This is a genomic window from Pseudomonas sp. R76 (genome assembly GCF_009834565.1).
Taxonomy (GTDB): domain Bacteria; phylum Pseudomonadota; class Gammaproteobacteria; order Pseudomonadales; family Pseudomonadaceae; genus Aquipseudomonas.
Map to the genome: position 1 here is coordinate 3,840,031 of NZ_CP019428.1, position 22,830 is coordinate 3,862,860.

General features: G+C 60.3%; 17 protein-coding genes. 5 read left to right on the forward strand and 12 right to left on the reverse strand.

Annotation, left to right across the window (positions count from 1 at the left end):
* Positions 1 to 51: 51 nt before the first annotated feature.
* From PspR76_RS17115 to PspR76_RS17120, 3 genes are all read right to left on the reverse strand, one after another.
* Positions 52 to 2,217 (reverse strand): hypothetical protein, encoded by a 2,166-nt coding sequence (locus PspR76_RS17115; protein ID WP_159957117.1) that lies wholly within the window; start codon positions 2,215 to 2,217, stop codon positions 52 to 54.
* 151 nt (positions 2,218 to 2,368) lie between these two features.
* Positions 2,369 to 2,557 carry a hypothetical protein gene (locus PspR76_RS31290; RefSeq protein WP_237235674.1) on the reverse strand — a complete coding sequence of 63 codons (189 nt, stop codon included), beginning with the start codon at positions 2,555 to 2,557 and terminating at the stop codon, positions 2,369 to 2,371.
* A 39-nt stretch (positions 2,558 to 2,596) separates the two neighbouring features.
* Entirely contained in the window at positions 2,597 to 4,294 is a 1,698-nt protein-coding gene (locus tag PspR76_RS17120) for a hypothetical protein (protein WP_237235675.1), read from the reverse strand.
* A gap of 273 nt (positions 4,295 to 4,567) precedes the next feature.
* On the opposite strand from PspR76_RS17120, the gene PspR76_RS17125 reads away from it, so the two are divergent.
* From PspR76_RS17125 to PspR76_RS17145, 5 genes are all read left to right on the forward strand, one after another.
* On the forward strand, positions 4,568 to 5,626 hold the full coding sequence (locus PspR76_RS17125; protein ID WP_159957119.1) for a LacI family DNA-binding transcriptional regulator: 1,059 nt from the start codon (positions 4,568 to 4,570) through the stop codon (positions 5,624 to 5,626).
* Positions 5,627 to 5,713: 87 nt separating this feature from the next.
* A complete protein-coding gene (locus PspR76_RS17130; RefSeq protein ID WP_159957121.1) occupies positions 5,714 to 6,496 on the forward strand; it encodes a sugar phosphate isomerase/epimerase family protein in 783 nt (260 codons plus the stop codon).
* Positions 6,489 to 7,430 (forward strand): sugar kinase, encoded by a 942-nt coding sequence (locus PspR76_RS17135; RefSeq protein ID WP_159957123.1) that lies wholly within the window; start codon positions 6,489 to 6,491, stop codon positions 7,428 to 7,430. Before PspR76_RS17130 ends, PspR76_RS17135 begins: the two co-directional genes overlap by 8 nt.
* 45 nt (positions 7,431 to 7,475) lie before the next feature.
* Positions 7,476 to 8,774, forward strand: coding sequence for an MFS transporter (locus tag PspR76_RS17140; RefSeq protein WP_159957125.1), 1,299 nt, complete (start codon positions 7,476 to 7,478; stop codon positions 8,772 to 8,774).
* The gene (locus tag PspR76_RS17145; protein ID WP_159957127.1) at positions 8,771 to 9,748 is read left to right on the forward strand and encodes an NAD(P)-dependent oxidoreductase; all 978 of its coding nucleotides are present in this window, start codon (positions 8,771 to 8,773) and stop codon (positions 9,746 to 9,748) included. Before PspR76_RS17140 ends, PspR76_RS17145 begins: the two co-directional genes overlap by 4 nt.
* A 555-nt stretch (positions 9,749 to 10,303) precedes the next feature.
* On the opposite strand, the gene PspR76_RS17150 is transcribed toward PspR76_RS17145, so the two are convergent.
* The 9 genes from PspR76_RS17150 to PspR76_RS17190 all read right to left on the reverse strand — a co-directional run bounded on the left by PspR76_RS17150 (position 10,304) and on the right by PspR76_RS17190 (position 22,770).
* Entirely contained in the window at positions 10,304 to 12,007 is a 1,704-nt protein-coding gene (locus tag PspR76_RS17150; RefSeq protein ID WP_159957129.1) for an AMP-binding protein, read from the reverse strand.
* A 30-nt stretch (positions 12,008 to 12,037) separates the two neighbouring features.
* The gene (locus PspR76_RS17155) at positions 12,038 to 13,336 is read right to left on the reverse strand and encodes an acetyl-CoA C-acetyltransferase (RefSeq protein ID WP_159957131.1); all 1,299 of its coding nucleotides are present in this window, start codon (positions 13,334 to 13,336) and stop codon (positions 12,038 to 12,040) included.
* Positions 13,336 to 14,223 carry a MaoC/PaaZ C-terminal domain-containing protein gene (locus PspR76_RS17160; protein WP_159957133.1) on the reverse strand — a complete coding sequence of 296 codons (888 nt, stop codon included), beginning with the start codon at positions 14,221 to 14,223 and terminating at the stop codon, positions 13,336 to 13,338. Before PspR76_RS17160 ends, PspR76_RS17155 begins: the two co-directional genes overlap by 1 nt.
* 3 nt (positions 14,224 to 14,226) lie before the next feature.
* Positions 14,227 to 15,570 (reverse strand): 3-oxoacyl-ACP reductase, encoded by a 1,344-nt coding sequence (locus PspR76_RS17165; RefSeq protein ID WP_159957135.1) that lies wholly within the window; start codon positions 15,568 to 15,570, stop codon positions 14,227 to 14,229.
* Positions 15,571 to 15,862: 292 nt separating this feature from the next.
* Positions 15,863 to 18,388, reverse strand: coding sequence for an acyl-CoA dehydrogenase (locus tag PspR76_RS17170; protein WP_159957137.1), 2,526 nt, complete (start codon positions 18,386 to 18,388; stop codon positions 15,863 to 15,865).
* Positions 18,389 to 18,647: 259 nt separating this feature from the next.
* Positions 18,648 to 20,093 carry an outer membrane protein transport protein gene (locus tag PspR76_RS17175; protein WP_159957139.1) on the reverse strand — a complete coding sequence of 482 codons (1,446 nt, stop codon included), beginning with the start codon at positions 20,091 to 20,093 and terminating at the stop codon, positions 18,648 to 18,650.
* Between the two features lie 123 nt (positions 20,094 to 20,216).
* On the reverse strand, positions 20,217 to 20,729 hold the full coding sequence (praB, locus tag PspR76_RS17180) for an alkane oxidation protein activator PraB (RefSeq protein WP_159957141.1): 513 nt from the start codon (positions 20,727 to 20,729) through the stop codon (positions 20,217 to 20,219).
* Positions 20,730 to 20,865: 136 nt separating this feature from the next.
* On the reverse strand, positions 20,866 to 21,360 hold the full coding sequence (praA, locus tag PspR76_RS17185; RefSeq protein ID WP_159957143.1) for an alkane oxidation protein activator PraA: 495 nt from the start codon (positions 21,358 to 21,360) through the stop codon (positions 20,866 to 20,868).
* Positions 21,361 to 21,489: 129 nt separating this feature from the next.
* Positions 21,490 to 22,770, reverse strand: a complete 1,281-nt coding sequence (locus PspR76_RS17190) for an alkane 1-monooxygenase (RefSeq protein WP_159957145.1) — start codon at positions 22,768 to 22,770, stop codon at positions 21,490 to 21,492.
* Positions 22,771 to 22,830 lie beyond the last annotated feature (60 nt).

Sequence of the window (22,830 nt, forward strand, 5' to 3'; positions counted from 1 at the left end):
ATGCCAAAGAGGGTTCGACCCCTCTCTGGCAATTTCCCTTGCGTTTTTTATTTAGGGCGTTGTAGGCGCTGGAGGCATAGCCAGGCCCTCACAATAGTTGACGCGAGACGTCGCTCCCTTGTAACCCCTTACGCGATAAGTGGCGGGACGAGAAGGCACCGTCTGCCCTTGATACACGGTCGAAGCAGTGACCGTTGCCGACCCGGTGGCAGTGCTCCCGCGATTCGGCGTGAGCGGGTTAAACAGCGCCACCGAGGACTCTTCAAATGTCACGTCCCACCCATTGCGAGCAGCAACAGTATCAGGCACTACGAAATCCTTAGTTACATCGACTACAGAGACGCCATTTGCAAACCCTTGGTATCTGACGGAAACCGTATTACCTGTGACCAAATAATCCGAACCGGAAATATGGACGCGGAGTCTGCCGGTATTGGGTGGGATCAAGCTATCGCAGGTCAGCGTAGCTGGAGTACCACTGTAACCGAGCACCACTGGCGGATCCATTTGCATGATCACAGAGTCTACCTTGACGGTTGTAGGCCCTGAGTCTTGCGGGTTGGCGCTGGCCGCGGAGGTAATGGTGTAATACGCGATCTGGCTAGGACCGCCCGCAGCTTTGATATCATTAAAGGGAATACGAATCGGGTCATACCCTAATGTAGAAATAGTCGTAACAGTCAGTGAGTAGTGCTTGCCAGCAAAATGCAATGTGATCCTGTAAGGCAGTGAGTCGGCGGGCGATACGGGGCCGGTCCAGTATGGAATTCGAGCGATCGCATCCCGGCCGGCGTCTCGTTCCTCCAAATGGTTGTCCGTGATCGGGGCAGTATCGCTGGCAGGACGCACGGGGCGCACTATCGCCAGCGGCAAGTTGGTATTGAGTGGCCCAGGCCCGGTTGGGTTGGGCCCCGGAACAGACAAGTCCAGATCGAATGGCGTCTCCAACGCCGCCGCCGGGTAGGTGTTTGTTCCACGACGCAGGACGTAAGACGCTACAATCCGCACTCGGTTTTTGCCGACTGCTCTGCCCCCGTACAGCGTGTCCATGGCATCCGAGTCAAACGTGATGAATCGACCCGTACCAACTGGCGTTGATCGCGAGAGGGTGATTGGCGGTGTGAATGAAGTCGAGATCAGTTGAAGATCAATGATATCTGTCGCAAGCGCGTTGGGGATGTTAAGAATCTCCATTGTCGTACCGCGTTGCGCCACCACATCAGCTCTGTCAATCAAGCCATCGCCGGGCACGGCTAGAGCAACCAGAGGCGCCTTGAATTCGGTTGGCACCGGAGACTGTGCCAAGCTGTTCAGGTTCAAGCTGAGCGACCGCTCGGATGGATTGAGGCCAGCGTCATACAGTTTATAGGTAAGCGTATAAACGCCCCCACTCTCGGCCAGGACAACATCCCACGGCAGCCAAATGCCCGGACCTCGGGATGCGTCGAACTCGTGTTGTGTTTGCGTGCCGATCGCGTAGGGTTCGTCCGAAGAGCCGAAAAACCCTTCCCATTTATCGCCCGGAGCGTACCCTTGGGCCTCAGTGTAAGGAATCGGGAAGAACACCATGTTGTTATCCTGGGTTCTAAAAAAGGCTTCATCCAGCGTCGCCCCCGCCGGCAATTCAAGCGGCAGCCGTGGTCGAGGAGGGTTGATGCGAGGCTGGTCGTAGGGCGACGTCTCGTCGACGATCAATAGTTGCGGAACCGACTTGTTAGAACTACTTGCATTGGGCTCCCGCACCTTGTACCTGAGCAAATACAGCCCAGGGGGGCGAAAGCCTTGCGGTATATCCACCTGAATAGGGTCGGTCAGGCTCGTAACTTCACGTCGATACGTCCAACCATTGGAATCGAAATAGTGATTCTCAGCGGCTTCTATCTTTTGCTCTGCCGTGAGCTCCGGAGGGGGCGGCACTGTCGGATCGTCCTCCTTCTCCTTCTCATCTGGATCTTTAGCGGGCTCTGGTGGTGGGGGCAGCGTGTCCAAGTTAACAAACGGGACGATTTGGACTTCAATTATCTGACCCACGTCGGCGTTAACCCACAGCTCGACATTAAGTAGGGTGCTCTGACTTCTTGAGGCAGTACGCGTCAACAACCCGCGGTACCCTGGAACTTCACCTGCCAACGTACCGGGGTTATAAGCCTCGGGGATGTAGAAGCCGGGATCTCGTTCCACGAAACTATCAATAATTGCTCTATTTGTACGATCCATTGTCTTGCTCCGGATAGTTAAACCACTCACACCAACAGCACTCTTCGCCAGTTGAATAAACGTTGTTTATCCACCGCGAACCCTTTTGAAAAACCAAACAACACTGACGACACACGCACTTAATCAATAGCTGATTTCAATCACAGCACATTCAACCGGCCACAATTCCCTTGTCAGAGCAGTACTTACCGCCTGGGTACGTCAAGTCAATACGTACTTTCCCGGGAAGTGATTCAGCTACTTTTTCGCCGTGACACCATACTTCATAAATCAACGTAGCGGAGCCGCGTTTGCGCAGCGGAAAAATCGCTGCGTCGAACTCATCCACAATGATCTTCATCAGCCCGGCTGCCGTATGAGTTGCTTCCCAAAACAGTGACTAACTGAACACGACATTCGTATTGACGGTGGCCCAGTTATTTTCATTGAACCCTACGAAATTAACCGTTATCAAATCGCCAATACGTATATTGGGATTGGCCGCTATCTTCCAAACAATACCCTTCACCGGTGAGGGTTCCGAATAGCAGTTCAAGTAATCGTTGACCAGTTTGTCGTGACCGAGTTTAGGTGCCGGCAGCGGAATAACTTTGACATTCACATTAGTTACGGGCGAGCGCTGCTCGTTAACGCCATTACTGGTGGTGTAATGCACAGCATAAGTAGCGGTATTAGCACCACTGAACACCGACCACGGCACGTTGGGAAAATACACCCAATTACCCGCTGTATCTGCGGTGCGCACTGTATAGGTCGCCACCGGGCCCACACCGTTCAAGAACAAGCTCAACACGTGCCCCACCTGCGGCGCATCAAACAAACGCACGCGGGTTTGAACCGGCTGGCCTCGGTCGGCATCAACCAGCATATTGGTGCCGGTGAGCCCCACAATTTCCACCCGTGCCAGGGTGGGGTTCAGCAGTGCTGGCGCATTGGGGTGATCCTGGCCGGCAATCGTCAGGTCGACATTGACCGATACCGATACAGAAGGCGCCGGCGTCGGATTAAGCCCATAAATTTCGTAAAGAACCGGTACGCTCTGCTTCGCCAGAACGGCGGCCGGGCCCCTGAGAACGGTCCAGGGAATTTCAACATCGAAAGGGAGCTGGGACACGACCAGGCGGGTAGTCGGGCGATCATCCCAATACACCACCACTTCATGCTTGGCAGCGGCTGACCAGCCAGTGTAGCCATCTATACGCACAAACACCCCGCCGCCTTCATCCCGGCGTGCGTCATCACGCTTGATCAACTGATCGTTATAGACCGGAGGGCGAATGCTCGGGGCCGGCAGGCCTAGCGCCATCACAAAAGGCAGGCCAGCACTCATTGCGCTGTAATTGCCGGTTTCATCGAAAACCCGGTAGTACAGCCACGCAGGGCCATTGTTCAGCTTGCGAAACGCAGCGGGGTCCAAGGTCGCCGTCCATCGGTCGGTACTGAAGTCCACCGGCGAGCCCCCATCCGGCGTTTTCTCCACTGGGTTTGGCGAATTGAACAGATAGAACTTAATGTAATCACCCAATGCATCAATGTCGTAGGGCGAGATGAAAAACCGCACGGGCTGATGGGCAACCAAATATTGCTCGGTGATCGCCGGCCCAGGCGACGCAACAAATTCGGCAACGTCCGACGGCAGGTTCAGTGATGGCGCTTCCAGGTCAATGGTGATGTAAACGCTTTCGCTGGTACTGAGCCCGCCGTTTATCTGAAAGGTGTAATAAACGCGCGCGACTCGCGTAGCGCTTCGCAAGTCGGATAATGTAATTTCGCGTTCGTAATATTGGGGAATAGCCGGTGGGGGTACCTTGACCTCAAAGGAGTCGAGCAACTTTATTACATCGTTGCTTTCCCACCACAGCCGGCACGTGTGCACGAGGTCTTCCGGTGCTGACGGCTCTGGAAGCCAAGAGGGGATCCTGACTTTCAACGCATTGCGCAGCAGCTCACGCGACACAATACCCCTCTCGTCGGTGGTATCGACGCCCGGGATCGTGACGGGGTCAACCCCCTCGGTCCAGGAGAAAGCGGTGCTTAAAAGGCTGGAACGAGCAGTAATTTTTTTGGGAGTGGTCATGTTCCAGCCTCAAGATGAATTTCAACACGGCGAATCAGGAAGGCATGCCTTTACCTGTCAGCGATGGAAAAATTAAACGCCTAAAGCGCGTGGCCGGATACTGTCAGAACTAACAGGTAGGCCTATCCGTTCGTCGATTTTCTTGAGTTGGGTGCCGTTACACATTTCTAAATATTCCTTGACGAAACGGTTCGACTGGCATTCCATGAAACCGGTTTCAGCGTTATCAGCCCTCGATGAAACCGCTAAATCCAATAAGAAAGGCCCGCTACCGTGACCCCATTTTCCGCCGCACAGCGCAGCCGCGTGACCATGCTCGACGTCGCCGAACGTGCCGGTGTGTCCAAAGCCAGCGTGTCGCGCTTTATCGGTGATGACCGCGCCCTGCTCTCCGACGCCATTGCGCTGCGCATCGAGCAGGCCATCAGCGAACTCGGCTACCGCCCCAACCAGATGGCTCGCGGCTTGAAACGCGGCCGCACACGCTTGATCGGCATGCTGGTGGCCGATATCCGCAACCCCTATTCCATCGCCGTAATGCACGGCGTCGAAACCGCCTGTCGCCAACACGGCTACAGCCTGGTGGTGTGCAACACCAACCGCGACGACGCGCAGGAACGCCAGCATTTGGCGGCGCTGCGCTCGTACAACATCGAAGGGCTGATCGTCAACACCCTCGGCCATCACCTTGACCAGTTGCTCGAGCTGCAGCAGGAAATGCCGCTGGTGCTGGTCGACCGTAAAGTCGAACCGCTGCACAGCGACCTGGTCGGGCTGGACAACCCCGCAGCCGTGCGCATCGCCATCGAGCATCTGCAGCAACAGGGTTATCGCGATGTGCTGCTGGTGAGCGAAGCGGCCGATGGCACCAGCTCACGCCTGGAGCGCCAGGCCAGTTTCACCGCCGAAATCGCCGCCCGCCCCGGCTTGACCGGCGCGGTGCTGGAACTGGATGACGCGCTGGAAAAACACCTGCAGACCTTTCTGGCCAACCCCGGCCCCAAGGCCGTGTTCTGCGCCAACGGCCTTGCCGCGCTGGCCTGTACCCGCGCACTCAAGGCCCTGGGCTGCAAGCTGTTTGAGGATGTCGGCCTGATCGCCCTGGATGACCTCGACTGGTATCCGTTGGTGGGCAGTGGCATTACCGCCCTCGCTCAACCCACCGAAGCGATTGGCGCCAGCGCCTTCGACTGCCTGCTCAAACGCCTGCGCGGCGATGACGCCCCGACCCGCACCCTGGATTTCCTACCCGAACTGATCATCCGCGGCTCCACCCAATCCCTTGTGGGAGCTGGCTTGCCTGCGATGACGGTGCACCAGACGAAGCAATAGTCGCCTGACACACCGCCATCGCAGGCAAGCCAGCTCCCACATTAGTTTTGCGTATAAAAATGAAACCGGTTTCAGAGGTACACAACAATGCATAAATACCCCGTTTCCATCAGCCTTTCCAGCTACGGCGCCGACCTGGTTCGCGAGCGTGGCCAATTGAGTTTTGTCGAGTTGCTCAGCGCAGCCGGCGCCCAGCGCATCGAATGGCGTGAAGAGCTGCTGACCCGCGAACACTCGGCCACATTGGCCCAGGCCGCCGCCGAGCATGGCCTGGAATCGGTGTTCTCTTCACCGCTGGAACTCTGGGTCGCCGGGCGCGCCCAGCCGAATGCCGACCTCGCCGCCACCCTGGACCGCGCCCAGGCCTTCGGCTCGCGCTGGCTGAAAGTCTCCCTCGGTTACTTCACCGACACCAACGACCTGCAAAGCCTGCACGCCCTGCTCAACCGCCACCCGGTTCAGTTGCTGGTGGAAAACGACCAGACCTTGCACGGCGGCCGGATCGAGCCGATGCAACGTTTTTTCAGCGAAGTCGAGCGCCTGGGCCTGCCGGTCAAGATGACCTTCGACATCGGCAACTGGCAGTGGCAGGACCAATCCGCCCTCACCGCCGCGCGCCTGCTGGGCCGCCATGTGGCTTACCTGCACTGCAAGGCCGTGGCGCGTCGGCCGGACGGCAAGCTGGTCGCCCTGCCGCCCGGCGCCACCGACCTGCATCTGTGGGAACAACTGCTCAAACATATGACTCAAGGTATTACCCGGGCCGTGGAATTCCCGTTGCAAGGCGATGACCTTATCGACGTCACCGCACAACAGGTCGCCACCCTCGCCCTCCTTGGCCAGCCGCGTGCGGAGAATGCCCATGTCTGAGATCGATATCCTCTCGTTTGGTGAAACCATGGCGATGTTTGTCGCCGAGCAGACCGGCGACCTGGCCCAGGTGGCCCAGTTCCATAAACGCATTGCCGGGGCCGACAGCAATGTCGCCATCGGCCTGTCACGCCTGGGCTTCAATGTGGCCTGGCTGAGCCGGGTCGGGCAGGATTCCCTGGGGCGGTTTGTGGTCGACACGTTGAAAAACGAAGGCCTGGATTGCCGGCATGTGGCGGTCGACCCGCTACACCCCACCGGTTTCCAGTTCAAATCCCGCGAAGAAGCCGGCGCTGACCCACAAGTGGAGTACTTTCGCAAAGGCTCGGCGGCCAGCCACTTGTCGATTGCCGCCATCAGCCCCGCGCTGCTGCAGGCGCGGCACCTGCACGCCACCGGCATTCCCCCCGCGTTGTCCGAGGCCACCCGCGAACTGTCCCACGAGTTGATGACGCAAATGCGCAAGGCCGGGCGCAGCGTGTCGTTCGACCCGAACCTGCGCCCCTCGTTATGGGCCAGCCAGGCGCAGATGATCAGTGAAATCAACGCCCTCGCCGCCAAGGCGGATTGGGTGCTGCCGGGTTTGAGCGAAGGCCGCTTGCTCACCGGTTTCGACGACCCGGCCGACATCGCCGCGTTCTATCTCGACCAGGGCGCCGAAGCCGTGGCCATCAAACTGGGGCCGGACGGCGCCTATTACCGCACCCAGATGGACCAGGGCTTTGTCGCCGCCGTGGCGGTGGAAAAAGTCGTCGACACCGTCGGTGCCGGCGATGGTTTTGCCGTCGGCATGATCAGCGCCCTGCTGGAAAACCTCAGCTTTCGCGAAGCCGTACAGCGCGGTAACTGGATCGGCAGTCGCGCCGTGCAGAGCCGCGGCGATATGGAAGGCTTGCCCACCCGCGCGGAGTTACCCACTCGATCCGTTGCATGACTTACACCCTGTTGCCACAACTACAACAAGCTCAGGAGCAACTTTATGGACACCTTGAAACTCGCCACCCGTCGCTGGTGGTACATCATGCCCATCGTTTTTATCACCTACAGCCTGGCGTACCTGGACCGCGCCAACTACGGCTTCGCCGCTGCCTCGGGGATGGCCGAAGACTTGATGATCACCCCCGGCATGTCCTCGCTGCTGGGCGCGTTGTTCTTCCTCGGCTATTTCTTCTTCCAGGTGCCGGGGGCGATCTACGCGCAAAAACGCAGTGTTAAAAAGCTGATTTTCGTCAGCCTGATCCTCTGGGGCGGCCTCGCCACGTTGACCGGCGTGGTGTCCAACGCCTACATGCTGATCGCCATTCGCTTTATGCTCGGCGTGGTCGAAGCCGCGGTGATGCCGGCGATGCTGGTGTACCTGTGCCACTGGTTCACCCGCGCCGAACGCTCGCGCGCCAACACCTTCCTGATCCTCGGCAACCCGGTGACCATGCTGTGGATGTCAGTGGTCTCGGGCTACCTGGTGCAGCATTTCAGCTGGCGCTGGATGTTTATCATCGAAGGCTTGCCGGCGGTGATCTGGGCGTTTATCTGGTGGAAGCTGGCGGATGAAAAACCCGCCGACGCCAAGTGGTTGAGCGAGCAGCATAAGCGCGACCTGGAAAGCGCATTGGCCGCCGAACAAGTCGGGATCAAGGCGGTGAAGAACTACGCCGAGGCCTTTCGCTCGCCCAAAGTGATCATCCTGGCGCTGCAGTTTTTCTGCTGGAGCATCGGCGTGTACGGCTTTGTGCTGTGGCTGCCGTCGATCCTCAAGGCCGGCTTGCAGATGGACATGGTCGAAGCCGGCTGGCTCTCGGCGCTGCCTTACCTGGCGGCGGTGATCGGCATGCTCGCCGTGTCGTGGGGCTCGGACAAACTGCAAAAACGTAAACGTTTTGTGTGGCCGCCGCTGCTGATTGCCTCCATCGCGTTCTACGCCTCCTACGTGCTGGGCGCCGAGCATTTCTGGTGGTCCTACACCTTGCTGGTTATCGCCGGGGCCTGCATGTACGCGCCTTATGGGCCGTTCTTCGCGATCGTCCCCGAAATCCTGCCGGCCAACGTCGCCGGTGGCGCCATGGCGCTGATCAACAGCATGGGCGCGCTGGGTTCTTTCGGCGGCTCGTACCTGGTCGGCTACCTCAATAGCAGCACCGGTTCGCCGGGCGCCTCGTACCTGCTGATGAGCGGTGCGTTGATGCTCTCGGTGGTGCTGACGATTTTCCTCAAGCCCGGCGCCAGCGACCGTGTGCGCGTGCCGATGCCTACCCTCGAATTGAAGGCCAAAACCCGATGAAAAAATCTGTCGTTTTATACAAAAAGCTCTCCGCTCCGCTGATGGCCCGCCTGCATGAACATGCCGACGTCACGCTGATTGAGGCGCTGGATGAAAGCGGCCTGGCCAAGCTGCGCGACGCCTTGCCCGGCGCCCGCGGTTTGCTCGGTGCCAGCCTGCGCCTGGACGCCAAACTGCTCGACCTGGCGCCCAAACTCGAAGCGGTGGCCAGCGTTTCGGTCGGCGTCGACAACTACGATATCGACTACTTGACCGAACGCGGCATCCTGCTCAGCAACACCCCGGACGTGCTCACCGAAACCACCGCCGATACCGGTTTTGCGCTGATCCTGGCGACTGCGCGCCGAGTAGTCGAGCTGGCCGACATGGTGCGCGCCGGCCAGTGGAACAAGAACATCGGCCCGGCGCATTTCGGCACCGACGTGCACGGCAAAACCCTGGGCATCATCGGCATGGGCCGCATCGGCGAAGCCCTGGCGCAGCGCGGGCATTTTGGTTTTGGCATGCCGGTGATCTACCACAGCCACGCGCCCAAGCCGTTGGTGGAGGAACGCTTTGGAGCGCAATTTCGCAGCCTGCCGGACTTGCTGCAACAGGCTGACTTTGTGTGCCTGACCTTGCCGTTGACCGCTGAAACCGAGAAGTTGATCGGCGCTGAGGAATTCGCACTGATGGGCGCGGAGACGATCTTTATCAACATCTCACGCGGCAAAGTGGTGGATGAGGCCGCCCTGGTCGAAGCCCTGCAAAACCGCACAATTCGCGCGGCAGGGTTGGATGTGTTTGAACGCGAGCCGTTGAATCACGACTCGCCGTTGTTGCGCTTGAACAACGTAGTGGCGACCCCGCACATCGGTTCGGCAACCCATGAAACGCGCGAGGCGATGGCCAAGTGTGCGGTGGACAATCTGCTGGCGGCGCTGTCGGGCGAAAAGCCAAAAAACCTGGTAAATGGCGCGGCCTGGAAACACTGAACCCCGAGACCTAAGCAGGCCCAATGTGGGAGCGGGCTTGCCCGCGATGGCGCCGGGTCAGTACCCAATATGCAAGCTGACACACTGCATTCGCGAGCAAGCCCGCTCCCACACTGATCGTGTTCATCCCACATATCTTGCCGTGCAAACCCAACCTCTGTGGGAGCGGGCTTGCCCGCGATGGCGCCGGGTCAGTAGCCAATATGCAAGCTGACACACTGCCTTCGCGGGCAAGCTCGCTCCCACATTGACCGTGTTCATCCCACATATCTTGCCTTGTAAACCCAACCTCTGTGGGAGCGGGCTTGCCCGCGATGGCGCCGGGTCAATACTCAATGTGCAAGCTGACACACTGACGGTGTTCATCCCACATATCTTGCCGTGTAAACCCAACCTCTGTGGGAGCGGGCTTGCCCGCGATGGCGCCGGGTCAGGATCCAATATGCAAGCTGACACACTGCATTCGCGGGCAAGCCCGCTCCCACACTGACCGTGTTCATCCCACATTTCCTGCTGTGTAAATCAAAGCTCTGTGGGAGCACCTGCATCTGCCCATCAGCGCAAGGCGCGACGCAGTACTTTGCCGACGGTGGTCTTGGGCAACTCGGTGGTGCGGAACTCGACATAACGCGGCACTTTGTAGCCCGTGAGGTATTCGCGGCAATGCGCCAGGAGCTGTTCCTGGGTCAGGTTCGGGTCTTTGCGCACCACGATGATCTTGACCTTCTCGCCGGTCACCGCATCTTCCACGCCGATCGCGGCGACTTCACCCACGCCTGGGTGCAGCGCCACCACGTCTTCGATTTCATTCGGGTACACGTTGAAGCCCGAGACCAGGATCATGTCTTTCTTGCGGTCCACCAGGCGGATGTAACCGCGCTCGTCCATCACGCCAATATCACCCGTCGACAGCCACCCCTGCGCATCCAGCACTTCGGCGGTTTCCTTCGGGCGCTTCCAGTAACCCTGCATTACCTGTGGGCCGCGCACTTGTAATTCGCCCTGCTCACCGACGTCGGCCAGTTCGCCGTCCTCACGCATAAACCGCACCCAGGTCGACGGCAAAGGCACGCCGATGCTGCCGGTGAATTCCATCTCGCGCATGCGGGCGATGTTGATCGGGCTGATGCTCACCACAGGCGAACACTCGGTCAGCCCGTAGCCTTCGATGATCGGCAGCCCGGTGACTTCCTTCCAGCGCTTGGCCACCGCCGTGTGAGTAGCCATGCCGCCGGCGATGACCATGCGCAGGTCGGAGAAATCCCGCGCGCAAAATTCCTGGTTTTCCAGCAAGCCATTGAACAAGGTGTTGACCCCGGCAATCCCGTTGAAGCGCTCCTTGCGCAGGATCATCTGCACGCGCTTCACGTCACGCGGGTTGGCGATCAGAATGTTGCGCCCGCCCAGGCACATGAACATCAGGCAGTTCACCGTCAGCGAAAAGATGTGGTACAGCGGCAGCAAGGTGACGTTGGTTTCCTGCTTGTTCTGGTCCAACTGGTCCCCAACCCAGGCCTTGGCCTGCAGCAGGTTGGCGATGATATTGCGGTGGCTGAGCATCACGCCCTTGGCGTCGCCGGTGGTGCCGCCGGTGTATTGCAGAAAGGCCAAATCATCCAGGTTCATCGCCACCGGAAAGTGGTTCAGCACCCGCCCCTGTTTCAACACCTGGTTAAAGCGCAAAGCGCCTGGCAGATCGAATTTGGGCACCTGCTTTTGCACGCTGCGCAGGATGAAGTTCATCGCCGCGCCCTTGAAGGTGCCCAGCAAGTCGCCGATGGCCGCCACCACCACGCGTTTGACGCTGCTGCCGGCAATGACCTTTTCCAGGGTGTGGGCGAAGTTTTCGAAGATCACCACGGTTTGGGCTTCGCTGTCCTTGAGCAAATGCTTGAGCTCATGGGCGGTGTACAGCGGGTTGACGTTAACCACCACCGCACCGGCCAGGATCGTGCCCAACAGGCAGATCGGGTACTGCAAGCAGTTGGGCATCATCAACGCCACGCGGTCGCCCTTCTTCACGCCCTGGCCCTGCAGCCACGCGGCAAAGGCCAGGCCTTGCACGTTCCAGTCGGCATAGGTCATTTCGGTGCCGATGCTGACGTAGGCAACACGCTCGCGGAACTTGTCCAGGTGCTCCAGGAACACCTCGCGCAACGACGGGTAGGCCTCGATGCCGGCCTCAATGTCTGCCGGCACGCCGGGCAAGTAAGCGTTCAACCAGATCCGTTCTGCGTGTTCCAGGCTTACAGCGTTCATGGCAGTCTCCTTGTTGTTATTGTTTTAACGCTACTTTTCGACGATGGCGGTAATGCCCAGCCCGCCCGCCGCGCAGATCGAAATCAGGCCACGCCCGCCGCCATTTTCATGGATGGTTTTGGCCAGCGCCGCCAATTGCCGGCCGCCGGTCGCCGCAAACGGGTGACCACAACCGAGCGAGCCACCGTTGACGTTCATCTTGCTGCGGTCGATGGCGCCCAGCGGTGCGTCCAAGCCTAGTCGCTCGCGGCAATAATCGGCGTCTTCCCAGGCCTTGAGTGTGCACAGCACCTGGGCGGCAAACGCTTCATGGATTTCAAAGAAATCGAAGTCGGCAAAGCTCAAGCCTTCGCGTTTGAGCATCCTCGGTACCGCATAGGCCGGGGCCATCAGCAGGCCTTCGGTGCCGTCGACAAAATTCACCGCCGCCGTCTCGCCGGTGCGCAGGTAGGCCAGCACCGGCAAGCCGTGTTCAGCGGCCCACGCTTCGCTGGCCAGCAGTACCACCGAGGCGCCATCGGTCAGCGGCGTGGAGTTGCCTGCCGTGAGCGTGCCGTTCTGGCGGTCGTAGGCGGGCGAGAGGCCCGCGAGCTTTTCCAGGCTGGCGTCGGCGCGCAGGTTGTTGTCGCGCGCCAGACCTCGATAAGGGCTGATCAAGTCGTCGAAAAAGCCGCGTTTATAGGCCGCATCCAGGCGTTGGTGACTGGTCAGGGTCAGCTCATCCTGGGCCAGGCGTTTGATCTGCCAGCGCTTGGCCATTTCTTCACAGTGTTCGCCCATGGACAAGCCGGTGCGCGGCTCGCCATTGCGCGGCAGCAACGGCTTGAAAAACATCGCCGGGCGCACCTTGAGCAACGCCTTGAGCTTGTCGCCCAAGCCCTTGGCGCGATTGGCCGCGAGCAAGGTATGGCGCAGGGATTCGTTGATGCCGATGGGCGCGTCGGAGGTGGTATCGGAACCGCCGGCAATGCCGACGTCGATCTGGCCCAGGGCGATTTTATTCGCCACCAGCAACGCCGCTTCCAGGCCGGTGCCGCAGGCTTGCTGCACATCGTAGGCCGGCGTGTCCGGCGACAAGGTGGTGGACAACAGCGACTCACGCGCCAAGTTGAAATCCCGCGAATGCTTGATCACCGCGCCGGCGGCGAACTCGCCCAGGCGCTGGCCGTGCAAATTGTAGCGGTCGACCAGGCCTTGCAACGCGGCGACCAGCAAGTCCTGGTTGCTGTCGTGGGCATACAGGGTGTTGGAGCGCGCAAACGGAATACGGTTGCCGCCGATAATCGCCACGCGGCGAACCGGGGCCGGGTTGAAACTGTAGTCACTCATCAACGGCTCTCTTTCCAAATAAATAAGCCACGCATATGCGGTTTATCACCGGCCGCATTACGCACTTCGAACTCACGGCGCGGGCCGCTCGCCGGGCGGTTCCACAAAGCGACCTGGCCGGGCAGGAAGATCGGCAGCTTGAAGTCGCAATGGGCCTCAGCCGCCTCCAGCCCGCCGGGCGGTTGCTGCGCGGCCAATGCGCGCCCGAGGGTCCACATGCCGTGAGCGATGGCACGGCGAAAGCCGAAGATTTTGGCGCCGATCAGCGAGGTGTGAATCGGGTTGAAATCCCCCGAGACCTTGGCAAACCGTCGGCCCAGGTCGGCAGGCAACACCCAGCGCTGGGTGCGCAACAGGCCGTCTTCGTGCAACGGCAATACGTCCTCCCACGGCGCGCCGACCGGGTCTTTCACGTCGCGGCGCAGGTACAGGCTGTCGCTCTCCCACACCAGCGCGTCGGCGCTGTAGGCCCGCGTGGCAATACTCAGCGCCTGGCCCTTGGGGTGCGCCACCCAACGCTCGCAAAACACCTCCAGGCGCAAGGCCTGCCCCTCGTGCAGGCGCTGGTGCTGACGAATGCGATTGGCCAGGTGCACCATGCCGCTGGCCGGGTACGGGAAGCTTGGCCGCGTCAGTAACATCAGGTGCAACGGGAACGCCAACACATGCGGGTAGGACAACGGCACGCCCTGCTCGCGGCGAAAACCACAGGCGCGCCCGTACGCCGCGATGCCGCTGGCCGACAGTTCCACCGCCGCGCGCACCAGCCGTGCGTTGGGCAGTTGCGGCGCCGCGTCGAGCTTGGGCTTGCGCAGCGCGCGCACGCCGTCCAGCAGCAACTGGGTGCGCGACGGTGGCGGGTCGATTATCTGCGTCACGTAGTCCATGGCTCAGGCTCCCAGCAGGCTTTGGCCGCACACGCGTACGACTTGGCCATTGATCGCGCCGGACGCCGGGTGCGCCAGCCAGGCGATCGTCTCGGCCACATCAATCGGCTGCCCGCCCTGGGACAGCGAATTCATGCGCCGCCCGGCCTCGCGAATCATCAGCGGAATCTTGGCCGTCATCTGCGTCTCGATGAACCCCGGCGCCACGGCATTCACCGTCACCTGCTGCGCCGCCGCCAAGGGCGCCAGGCCTTGCACCAGGCCAATCACGCCGGCCTTGGAAGTGGCGTAGTTGCTTTGCCCGAGGTTACCGGCAATGCCCGAAATCGACGACACGCACACGATGCGCCCACCGGGATTGAGCCCTTGGCTATGCAGCAACGCATTGCTCAGTTGTAACGGCGCTTCCAGATTCACCGCCAGCACACTGCGCCACGCGGCCTCGGTCATCTTGGCGATGGTTTTGTCGCGGGTAATACCGGCGTTGTGCACCACCACGTCGAACGCGCCGTACTGGCTGACATGCGCCTGCAACAGCGCGGCCGCATCCGTGGCGGTGATGTCCAGCGGCAAGGCGGAGCCGTTCACGCTGCTGGCGGCTTGCTGCAACGCGTCCTGGGCTTGGGGCACGTCGACGCACACCACGTGGGCGCCATCGCGGGCCAGCACCTGGGCGATGGCCAAACCAATGCCACGGGACGCGCCGGTGACCAGGGCACGGCGGCCGGCGAAGGGTTTGTCCCCGTTGACGGTTGGGTGGCCGTCCACCGGTTTCTCCAGGCGCACCACTTGCCCGGACACATAGGCCGAACGGCGCGACAGAAAGAAGCGCAGGCTGCTGTCCAGGGCGTCTTCGGCGCCCGGCGCGACATAGAGCAATTGCACGGTAATCGCCCGGCGCAATTCCTTGGCCAGCGACCGCACCAGGCCTTCAAGGGCGCGTTGAGCGATGGCTTGGGGCAAGTCCTGGCAATGTTCCGGCGCCGTGCCGAGCACCACCACGCGGCCATGCTGGCCGAGGCGTTTGGCGTTGGTATGGAAGAACACGTAAAGCTCATCGAGCTGCTGCAGGTCGAGCACTGCGGTGGCGTCAAACACCGCGCCTTGCACCTTGACCGTGGACGGCGCCTTGAGAGTGGCCGGGGTGGCGGCGACGGTGTCGGTGGCGGCGAAAATCTGCTGCACCTGCGCGGTCAGCCGCCCTGCCCCGGCAACAATCACCGGGTTGGCGAGACCTTGCTGGCCGCTGCGATGGCGTTGCAGCGGCAAGGGTTGCGGCAGGCCGATGGCCTGGGCCAGGCGCCGGCCCCAGGGGGAATTGACGAAAGATAGGTAGCTGTCACTCATAGTAAGAATTCACTCACAACCGTGTCTTGCCGTGTAAACCCAATCAAGTGTGGGAGCTGGCTTGCTCGCGAATGCGGTCTACCCGATACATAGGTGTCAGCTGACCCACCGCTTTCGGGAGCAAGCCCCCTCCCACATTGACCGTGTTCATTCAGTAAACGTATCCACTTGCACCACGGGTCTTGCCTTGTAAACCTCACCCTTTGTGGGAGCTGGCTTGCCTGCGATGGCGGTGTGTCAGGTGAACCGCTATCGCAGGCAAGCCAGCTCCCACATTTGAGTCGGGTTTCTCCTAGTTGACCGAGGCGTTTTCGCTTTGGGGGGTGCGGCGTTTGGCCTTGGGCTCAAGAGCCTGTTGACGCTGCTGCAACGCTTCCAGCAAACCAAAGTCCTGCGGGAAGTCGTCGACCTGGATACCGTGGTCGGCGTATTCCACGTAACGGCCGAGCAGGCTGTCTTCGTCGTCGCTGATCAGGTCCAATGCCCGCGCCTTGACGCGCCAGCCGGTGAAGGCCGTGGCGGAAATCGGCATCGGCTCGATCAGGCCTTGCTTGACGGCGGACTTGAGCCGGGCGTCGATCAACTCGACTTGCGGAAGCAGGCGGAAACCCAATTCGCCGTAGGCCAACTTGTCGATTTCCGGCCGTGGGATGTAGGAATTGGCCAACAGGCGGTCGCGGGTTTCACCGGGGGTTTGCACCACGTCAGCCACTTGGGCAAGCAAACGATCCGACGGTTTGCGCAGTGGGATACCCAACGGGAAACTCAAGCCGCGCACCACGGCTGCAGCGGCTTTCGAGGGGTAATTATCCAGCACTTCGGCCAGGGCCTCATGGGCTCGCAGCAACGCATCCTGGGCCGACCAGTGCACCAATGGCAGGTCGGCCTGGGGCCGCCCGTCATCCTCAAAGCGCTTGAGCACGCAGGACAGGATGTACAGCTGCGACAGAATATCGCCCAGGCGCCCGGTGATACTTTCCTTGCGCTTGAGCGCGCCGCCGAGCACGCCCATGGACACATCCGAAATCAACGCCAGCACCACCGACAGCCGATTGGCCTGGCGGTAGTAAGGCGCCAGCGCCGGGTCGGTGTTGGCCGGGGCGGAAAGCAGCCGCCCGCCAGTCAGCGAGTGCACCGCCGCACGTACGGTATTGGCCAGTACGAAACTCACATGGCCGAACATCGCGCTGTCGAAGGCTTCCAGCGCCTGGCGCCGGTCCGGGTTGCGCGCGGCTTCCATTTCACGGAACACATAAGGATGGCAGCGAATCAGGCCCTGGCCAAAGATGATCAGGCAGCGGGTCATGATGTTCGCGCCTTCCACCGTGATCGCAATCGGGCTTTGCTGGTAGGCACGGGCGAGGAAGTTGTTCGGCCCCATGCAGATGCCTTTGCCGGCAACGATGTCCATGCCATCGTTGACGATGATGCGCGCACGCTCGGTGACGTGGTATTTGGCGATGGCCGAGATCACCGAGGGTTTCTCCCCCGCATCCAGCGACGCCACCGACACTTTGCGCACCGCATCGCAGGCATACAAATGCCCGGCCATGCGCGCCAGCGGCGCCTGCACGCCTTCGAACTTGCCGATGGGCAGGCCGAACTGTTTACGCATCGCCGCGTAGGCGGTGGTGCCGCGTACCGCAACTTTGCCCAGGCCGACGTTGGCCGACGGCAAGGAAATCGCGCGCCCGGCGGCCAGGCATTCCATCAACATGCGCCAGCCGTTGCCGACTTGTTCGCGACCGCCGATCACCCATTCCAGCGGAATAAACACATCCTTGCCGGTGGTCGGCCCGTTCTGGAACACGGCATTCAGCGGCCAGTGACGACGGCCACTGTTCACACCGGGATGGGACGTCGGGATCAGCGCGCAAGTAATCCCCAACGAACCGGGCGCGCCCAGCAGACCGTCCGGGTCTTCAGCGCGAAACGCCAGGCCGAGCACCGTGGCGATCGGGCCAAGGGTGATGTAGCGCTTATCCCAGGTCACTTTGAAACCCAGCACTTCCTCGCCTTCGTGCAGGCCTTTGCAGACAATGCCCAGGTCCGGAATCGCCCCGGCATCGGAGCCCGCGTACGGGCTGGTCAGCGCAAAGCAGGGGATGTCTTCACCGCGCGCCAGGCGTGGCAGGTAGTAATTGCGTTGGGCATCGGTGCCGTAATGCAGCAGCAGTTCGGCCGGGCCCAGGGAGTTGGGCACCATCACCGAAATCGCCGCCGCCGAGCAGCGCGTCGACAGCTTCATCACCACCTGCGAATGCGCATAGTGGGAGAAGCCTTTGCCGCCGTACTGCTTGGGAATGATCATGCCGAGGAACCCGGCGTCCTTGGTGTATTGCCAGCCTTCGGGGGACATGTCCTGCCAGACCTGGGTGGTTTCCCAGTCGTTGGCGATGTCGCACAGCGTCTCGACTTCGTTGTCGAGGAAGGCTTGTTCCTCGGCGCTGAGGCTGGCCGGTGCGGCCTTGAGCAAGCGGTCCCAGTTGGGTTGGCCGCTGAACAGCTCGGCGTCCCACCACACGGTGCCGGACTCGATAGCCGCGCGTTCGGTGTCAGACATCGCCGGCATGATCGTACGAAACAGGCCCAGGGCCTTGCTGGTCAACAACGCGCGGCGCAGCGGTTTGATCGCCAGCAGCAACGCGGGGGCCACCACCAACAGCGCCGCGACGGTGGCGCCCAACCCTGCGACCACATTGAACAGATAACCAACCGCCAGCCAGATCACACCAGCGCCGAGCCACAGGGCGGCGGTGGCTTGTCGGTACGCCAGGGCAATCGCTGCTGCGAAACCCGCCAATAACCAGATAACCATGGGGATACCTCTACTTGATCAGGGCATGGCCGATGCGCAGGCCACACGGAATGCGTTGCGCTGTAAAGCCACACTACAAACTTGAATGAAAAAATTCAAATTTTGTTTTGAAATTATTATTTAATCCGTAGGCAAAAAAACAGGCTGAACAGGTCAGCCGGTTTCAGCCTTGAAGCAGCAAGCACGACGGACGCGCGTGTGAAGCAGCAGAAAGATGCGCTGACTGACTGCTTCACACCTGCACGCACACGTTTACCGGTTAGAACATGTAAGTTGCCGACAGGCTGACCACCTCGCCTTTGCTGTCGACCTTGCCATTCAGGCGCGCGGCGCCCAGGCGGTCTTCGTTGACAGTCTTGAGCTTGACCTCTTCGACGAATTGCCGCGAATACGCGCCATCGATGCTCAAGCCCGGCACGGCCTTGATGTTGTAGCCAAAGCCCAGGGACGCGAAGTAACGGTCGCCGTCGGGGATCCGCGGGTCACGTGTGGAGTTGCGGGTTGGGGTCTGGTCGTACGCCACACCGGCACGCAGGGTGAAGTCGTCGGTGAGCTTATAGTCGCCGCCCAGCGAGTACATCATCACGTCTTTGTACTTGTAGGGGATCGACACAATGGTGTTGCCGTCAGACTTCAACGTCAGCGCCTTGAACGACGACCACTGGGTCCACAACGCACTGGCGCCGAGGCTGAAGCGATCATTGAACACGTGCACCCAGTCGATGGCCGCCGTGGCCGGAATATCCAGTTGGGTGCTGGCGTTGGCGCCGTCCGGGAACAGTTTCAGGCCCGGATAGGCACGTTCGACCAGGGTCAGGCCATCGCCGCCGACGTCGGTCATCAGCAACCGGCTGCCGGGGTCCGCGTTGAACTTGTACTTGCCCTCCAGCTTGTTCTTGATCTTGGCGTGGTAGTTGAAGCCCACAGTGTCTTGATCGGTGGGTTTCCAGGCCATGCCGGCGAACCAGCCCACGGACGTATTGTCGACCTTGACCCGAATCAGCGATTGCCCAACCCCGGAAGGGAACGGGATGCCAAAGCCGCCCAAGCCCGGTGAAACCGCCGCCGCCGCGTACAGGTCGACGTTCTGGCTGACAAACCCGCTGGTGTGTTGAACGATCGCGCCGCCGCCGATGGAGAACTGGTCATTGACCTTGAACGACAGCGAACCGGTCAGGCCCACGGTTTCGATTTTGGTGTCTACGGCAAAGTCGCGGCCTTTCCAGTCAGGGTCCCACGTCGACTTCATGCCTTGGGGCACGACCTGGCTCAAGCCGAAACTGAAGCGATCATTAATCGGTATCACCAGGAACCCGGTGGGCAGCCATGCGGTGAAACCGCCCTCACCGCCGTCACCGGTACGCGGTGTGGACGTGACGCCGCCAAATTCGTCGAGTACGCCGACAGAGGCAGGATCACCTTTGTAGTCGTAGGCGTCGCCTTTGAACTTGATATTGACGCGCGCATAAATGACGTTCTGCTGCGCGATGGTTTGATCGATAAACGCCATGGCGGCGGGGTTGTTATAGGCGGAGGACGGGTCGTTCTTGAACAACGAACCACCGCCGAACGCACGGCCCCACCCTTGAGCGCCGAACGTAGGAGTCGAGAAGCCGCCGGCGTGCACCGGCCCGGCTGCGACCATAAGCCCGCTCAAGATTGCCAGGCCGAGTAATGCCTGGGCCGGTTGTTTCTTATTATTCATGCTCCACTCCTTATTATTTTTATCCACCACGGCCGGACCTACCGTCCCTGGCTTTCCTCAACAGGTGCCCCAACCGGGGCACCTGCATTTCAACGTGTGATCATCACGTCAAGCGCATTGCTATCAAGGGTTTACAGTCAGCGATGGGGATGGAGCGGCGTTCAGAGCAGTAATTTTGCAGCTGCCGACGGTTTGCGCCGAAGGCACGGTGATTGCGTGGGTGTTGTTGTTGTAGAGCACGTTGATGGTGGTCGGGCTGCTGGAGCAGTTGCTGACGATCTTGAAGTTCACGCCCGACACAGTGCCTGCGTACACGCCAGCCCCGGTTGAGGTAGAGGTTGGGGTCAAGGTCCAAGGCAGACCGAGCAGCACCGGCACACCACACAGTGGGTTGGAACCACTGACCGACGCGCCAGTGATGGAGGCGGAGGAACCGTCGCCCGCTACGCTACCGGTAAACACGATGCTGCAAGAAACCGCCGCACCGAACGACGCCGGTGACGACACTGCAATCGTGCCGCCTGGCGTGGTGAAGCCAGTGCCCGCTGGAGAAATGGTGGCCGCAGTGGCCATCGAAGCAGCACCCATGCAAACAGTCAGAGCAGTCAACGACACGAGAGTTTTCAAGCTTTTCATTGTTTTTCCTCACATGTTATGGCGATTCATTTCGCCAGGGGTAATGGCCATGATCGAGAGGTCACGGTGAAACTGCAGAACTTCCCTTTCCAGCCAAATCTCAATTCAATTACCGCACTCTTTATTCGATAACTTTTTATTCCACAACTTTGAAGCTCGGCGGCATCTTGATCGACACCGCTTTAATCTTGCAGTCCTCGCCAATCGGCACATTCGCGGCTTCCAACTTGCCGGTGGCGTTATCCCAGGTGCCGTCGGCGGTTGAAGGGCCGCACTTGCCGCCTAAACCGAACGCATGCACGTCCACACTGATCTTTGACATGGACCCGCTCTTGGTATCTTTGGCAACTAACACCCACGGCAAGTTGATGGCTTCGACGCGGCTGCATTTAAGCCCGCCGTCAAATTCAACTTTATCGACATTCACCGACGCACCATCGGCGGCGACTTTACCCGCAACCTTGATGGTGCAGTCGGCGCTGATCAGTGCGCCCTTGGAAAAGCTGATCGGCCCCTGGGCAGTAAAGGCGCTGCCGGCAGGTTCGATGCGGGCGGCCTGGGCCTGGTGGTAAATAATCAGGCCCAGGGCGGCCAAAATAACGTGAGCGGTGAACGAGGCAGGGCTTTGCATAATGTACGTCCTTCCCTTGAATTTATTGTTGTAGGGTCAAACTTTGCGGTACTCAGTTCGGTAAACCGTGGGCGATAAAACCCTGCGCAATACTCCGATCGCGAGTACGCCCACTGCTGTTAATTCAGATTAAAACGGCCTGGCACTGTTGCTGTATTTCTCCAGGTACTTCAAGCGTTGTGACGGTTGAAGATTGGTCAGGGTGATATCCCCGGCGTAATGATTAAGTACCCGATGGTCCATGCGCCGGCGCCACAAGTACGGTACATAGGCCCAGACAATCATGCTCGCGTAACCGTAAGGAAGTTGCGGCGATTCATCAAAGTGGCGCAACGACTGATAACTGCGCGTGGGGTTGGCATGGTGGTCGGAATGCCGTTGCAGTTGGAACAGAAAGATATTGGTGACAATACGGTTGCTGTTCCACGAGTGCCGTGGCGAACAACGTTCATAACGGCCATTGGGCAACTTCTGGCGTTTCAAGCCGTAGTGCTCGACATAGTTCACCACTTCCAGCAACGAGAACCCGTAGATGCCCTGGATGATCAGGAACGGAATCACCGCCGCGCCCAGCCAGGCAATCATCGCGCCCCACAACACCACGCTGTACATCCAGGCGCTGAGCACGGCGTTCTTCCAGTGCAACGCCGGCAGGCCGAGTTTGCGCAGGCGTTCACGCTCCAGGTTCCAGGCCGACGTGGCGCTGAACCACACCGAGCGCGGCAGGAACGCCCAGAAACTTTCACCCAGACGCGAGCTGGCCGGATCTTCCGGGGTTGCCACGCGTACGTGATGGCCACGGTTGTGTTCGGTGTAAAAGTGCCCGTAGAAGGTCGGCGCCAGGGTGACTTTGGCCAGGAACACTTCCAGCGGCTTGGGCTTGTGCCCCAGTTCGTGAGCCGTGTTGATGGCGATACCGGTGGCGGCGCCGGTGGACATCGCCATGCCCAGGTAAGTAAACCAGCTGACCTCGCCGTGCAACTCGGTGCGTGCGGTAATAAACGCAGCGGTCTTGGCCAGCCAGCTCGACGGGTCGAGGCTTGCGGTGGCGTTGAGCAGGCCGCCGTTGATGATCCAGTCGATACCGCCAGCGGCCAGCCAGCCGGTAATCACCACCGAGGCGATCACAAACACCACGCCGGTGTAGACGATCCAGCGATAGTAGCGTTGCGATTCGAGGTTGCTGACGGCGGATTCGGGCGGGTTACTGACGTCTTCACCGAGCAGGCCGTCGATCAACGGGATAAAGCCGAAGATGATCAGTACGCCGACCCACCACAGTTGCTGCACACCGGTGGTGATGGCCAGGGCGCCGGAAAGCAACGGGGTAGCCAAAGGCATGATGCCCAGCCACCACAGGTGACGTTTGCCGTCGGTCCAGACGGTCGGGGTTGCCAATGTCTGATTCATGGCAGCCTCCGAACGAGACAGATTAGAGAGGCGATAAAAGGCGTTTTTTTCATTATTTTA

Excerpts from the sequence above, each read along its gene's own strand:
- PspR76_RS17145 (WP_159957127.1), top strand. The coding sequence starts at position 8,771 with ATGAAAAAATCTGTCGTTTTATACAAAAAGCTCTCCGCTCCGCTGATG.
- PspR76_RS17160 (WP_159957133.1), bottom strand. The coding sequence starts at position 14,223 with ATGGACTACGTGACGCAGATAATCGACCCGCCACCGTCGCGCACCCAG.
- praA (WP_159957143.1), bottom strand. The coding sequence starts at position 21,360 with ATGCAAAGCCCTGCCTCGTTCACCGCTCACGTTATTTTGGCCGCCCTG.
- PspR76_RS17135 (WP_159957123.1), top strand. The coding sequence starts at position 6,489 with ATGTCTGAGATCGATATCCTCTCGTTTGGTGAAACCATGGCGATGTTT.
- PspR76_RS17120 (WP_237235675.1), bottom strand. The coding sequence starts at position 4,294 with ATGACCACTCCCAAAAAAATTACTGCTCGTTCCAGCCTTTTAAGCACC.
- PspR76_RS17155 (WP_159957131.1), bottom strand. The coding sequence starts at position 13,336 with ATGAGTGACTACAGTTTCAACCCGGCCCCGGTTCGCCGCGTGGCGATT.
- PspR76_RS17190 (WP_159957145.1), bottom strand. The coding sequence starts at position 22,770 with ATGAATCAGACATTGGCAACCCCGACCGTCTGGACCGACGGCAAACGT.
- PspR76_RS17175 (WP_159957139.1), bottom strand. The coding sequence starts at position 20,093 with ATGAATAATAAGAAACAACCGGCCCAGGCATTACTCGGCCTGGCAATC.
- praB (WP_159957141.1), bottom strand. The coding sequence starts at position 20,729 with ATGAAAAGCTTGAAAACTCTCGTGTCGTTGACTGCTCTGACTGTTTGC.
- PspR76_RS17130 (WP_159957121.1), top strand. The coding sequence starts at position 5,714 with ATGCATAAATACCCCGTTTCCATCAGCCTTTCCAGCTACGGCGCCGAC.
- PspR76_RS17150 (WP_159957129.1), bottom strand. The coding sequence starts at position 12,007 with ATGAACGCTGTAAGCCTGGAACACGCAGAACGGATCTGGTTGAACGCT.
- PspR76_RS31290 (WP_237235674.1), bottom strand. The coding sequence starts at position 2,557 with ATGAAGATCATTGTGGATGAGTTCGACGCAGCGATTTTTCCGCTGCGC.
- PspR76_RS17140 (WP_159957125.1), top strand. The coding sequence starts at position 7,476 with ATGGACACCTTGAAACTCGCCACCCGTCGCTGGTGGTACATCATGCCC.
- PspR76_RS17115 (WP_159957117.1), bottom strand. The coding sequence starts at position 2,217 with ATGGATCGTACAAATAGAGCAATTATTGATAGTTTCGTGGAACGAGAT.
- PspR76_RS17165 (WP_159957135.1), bottom strand. The coding sequence starts at position 15,570 with ATGAGTGACAGCTACCTATCTTTCGTCAATTCCCCCTGGGGCCGGCGC.
- PspR76_RS17170 (WP_159957137.1), bottom strand. The coding sequence starts at position 18,388 with ATGGTTATCTGGTTATTGGCGGGTTTCGCAGCAGCGATTGCCCTGGCG.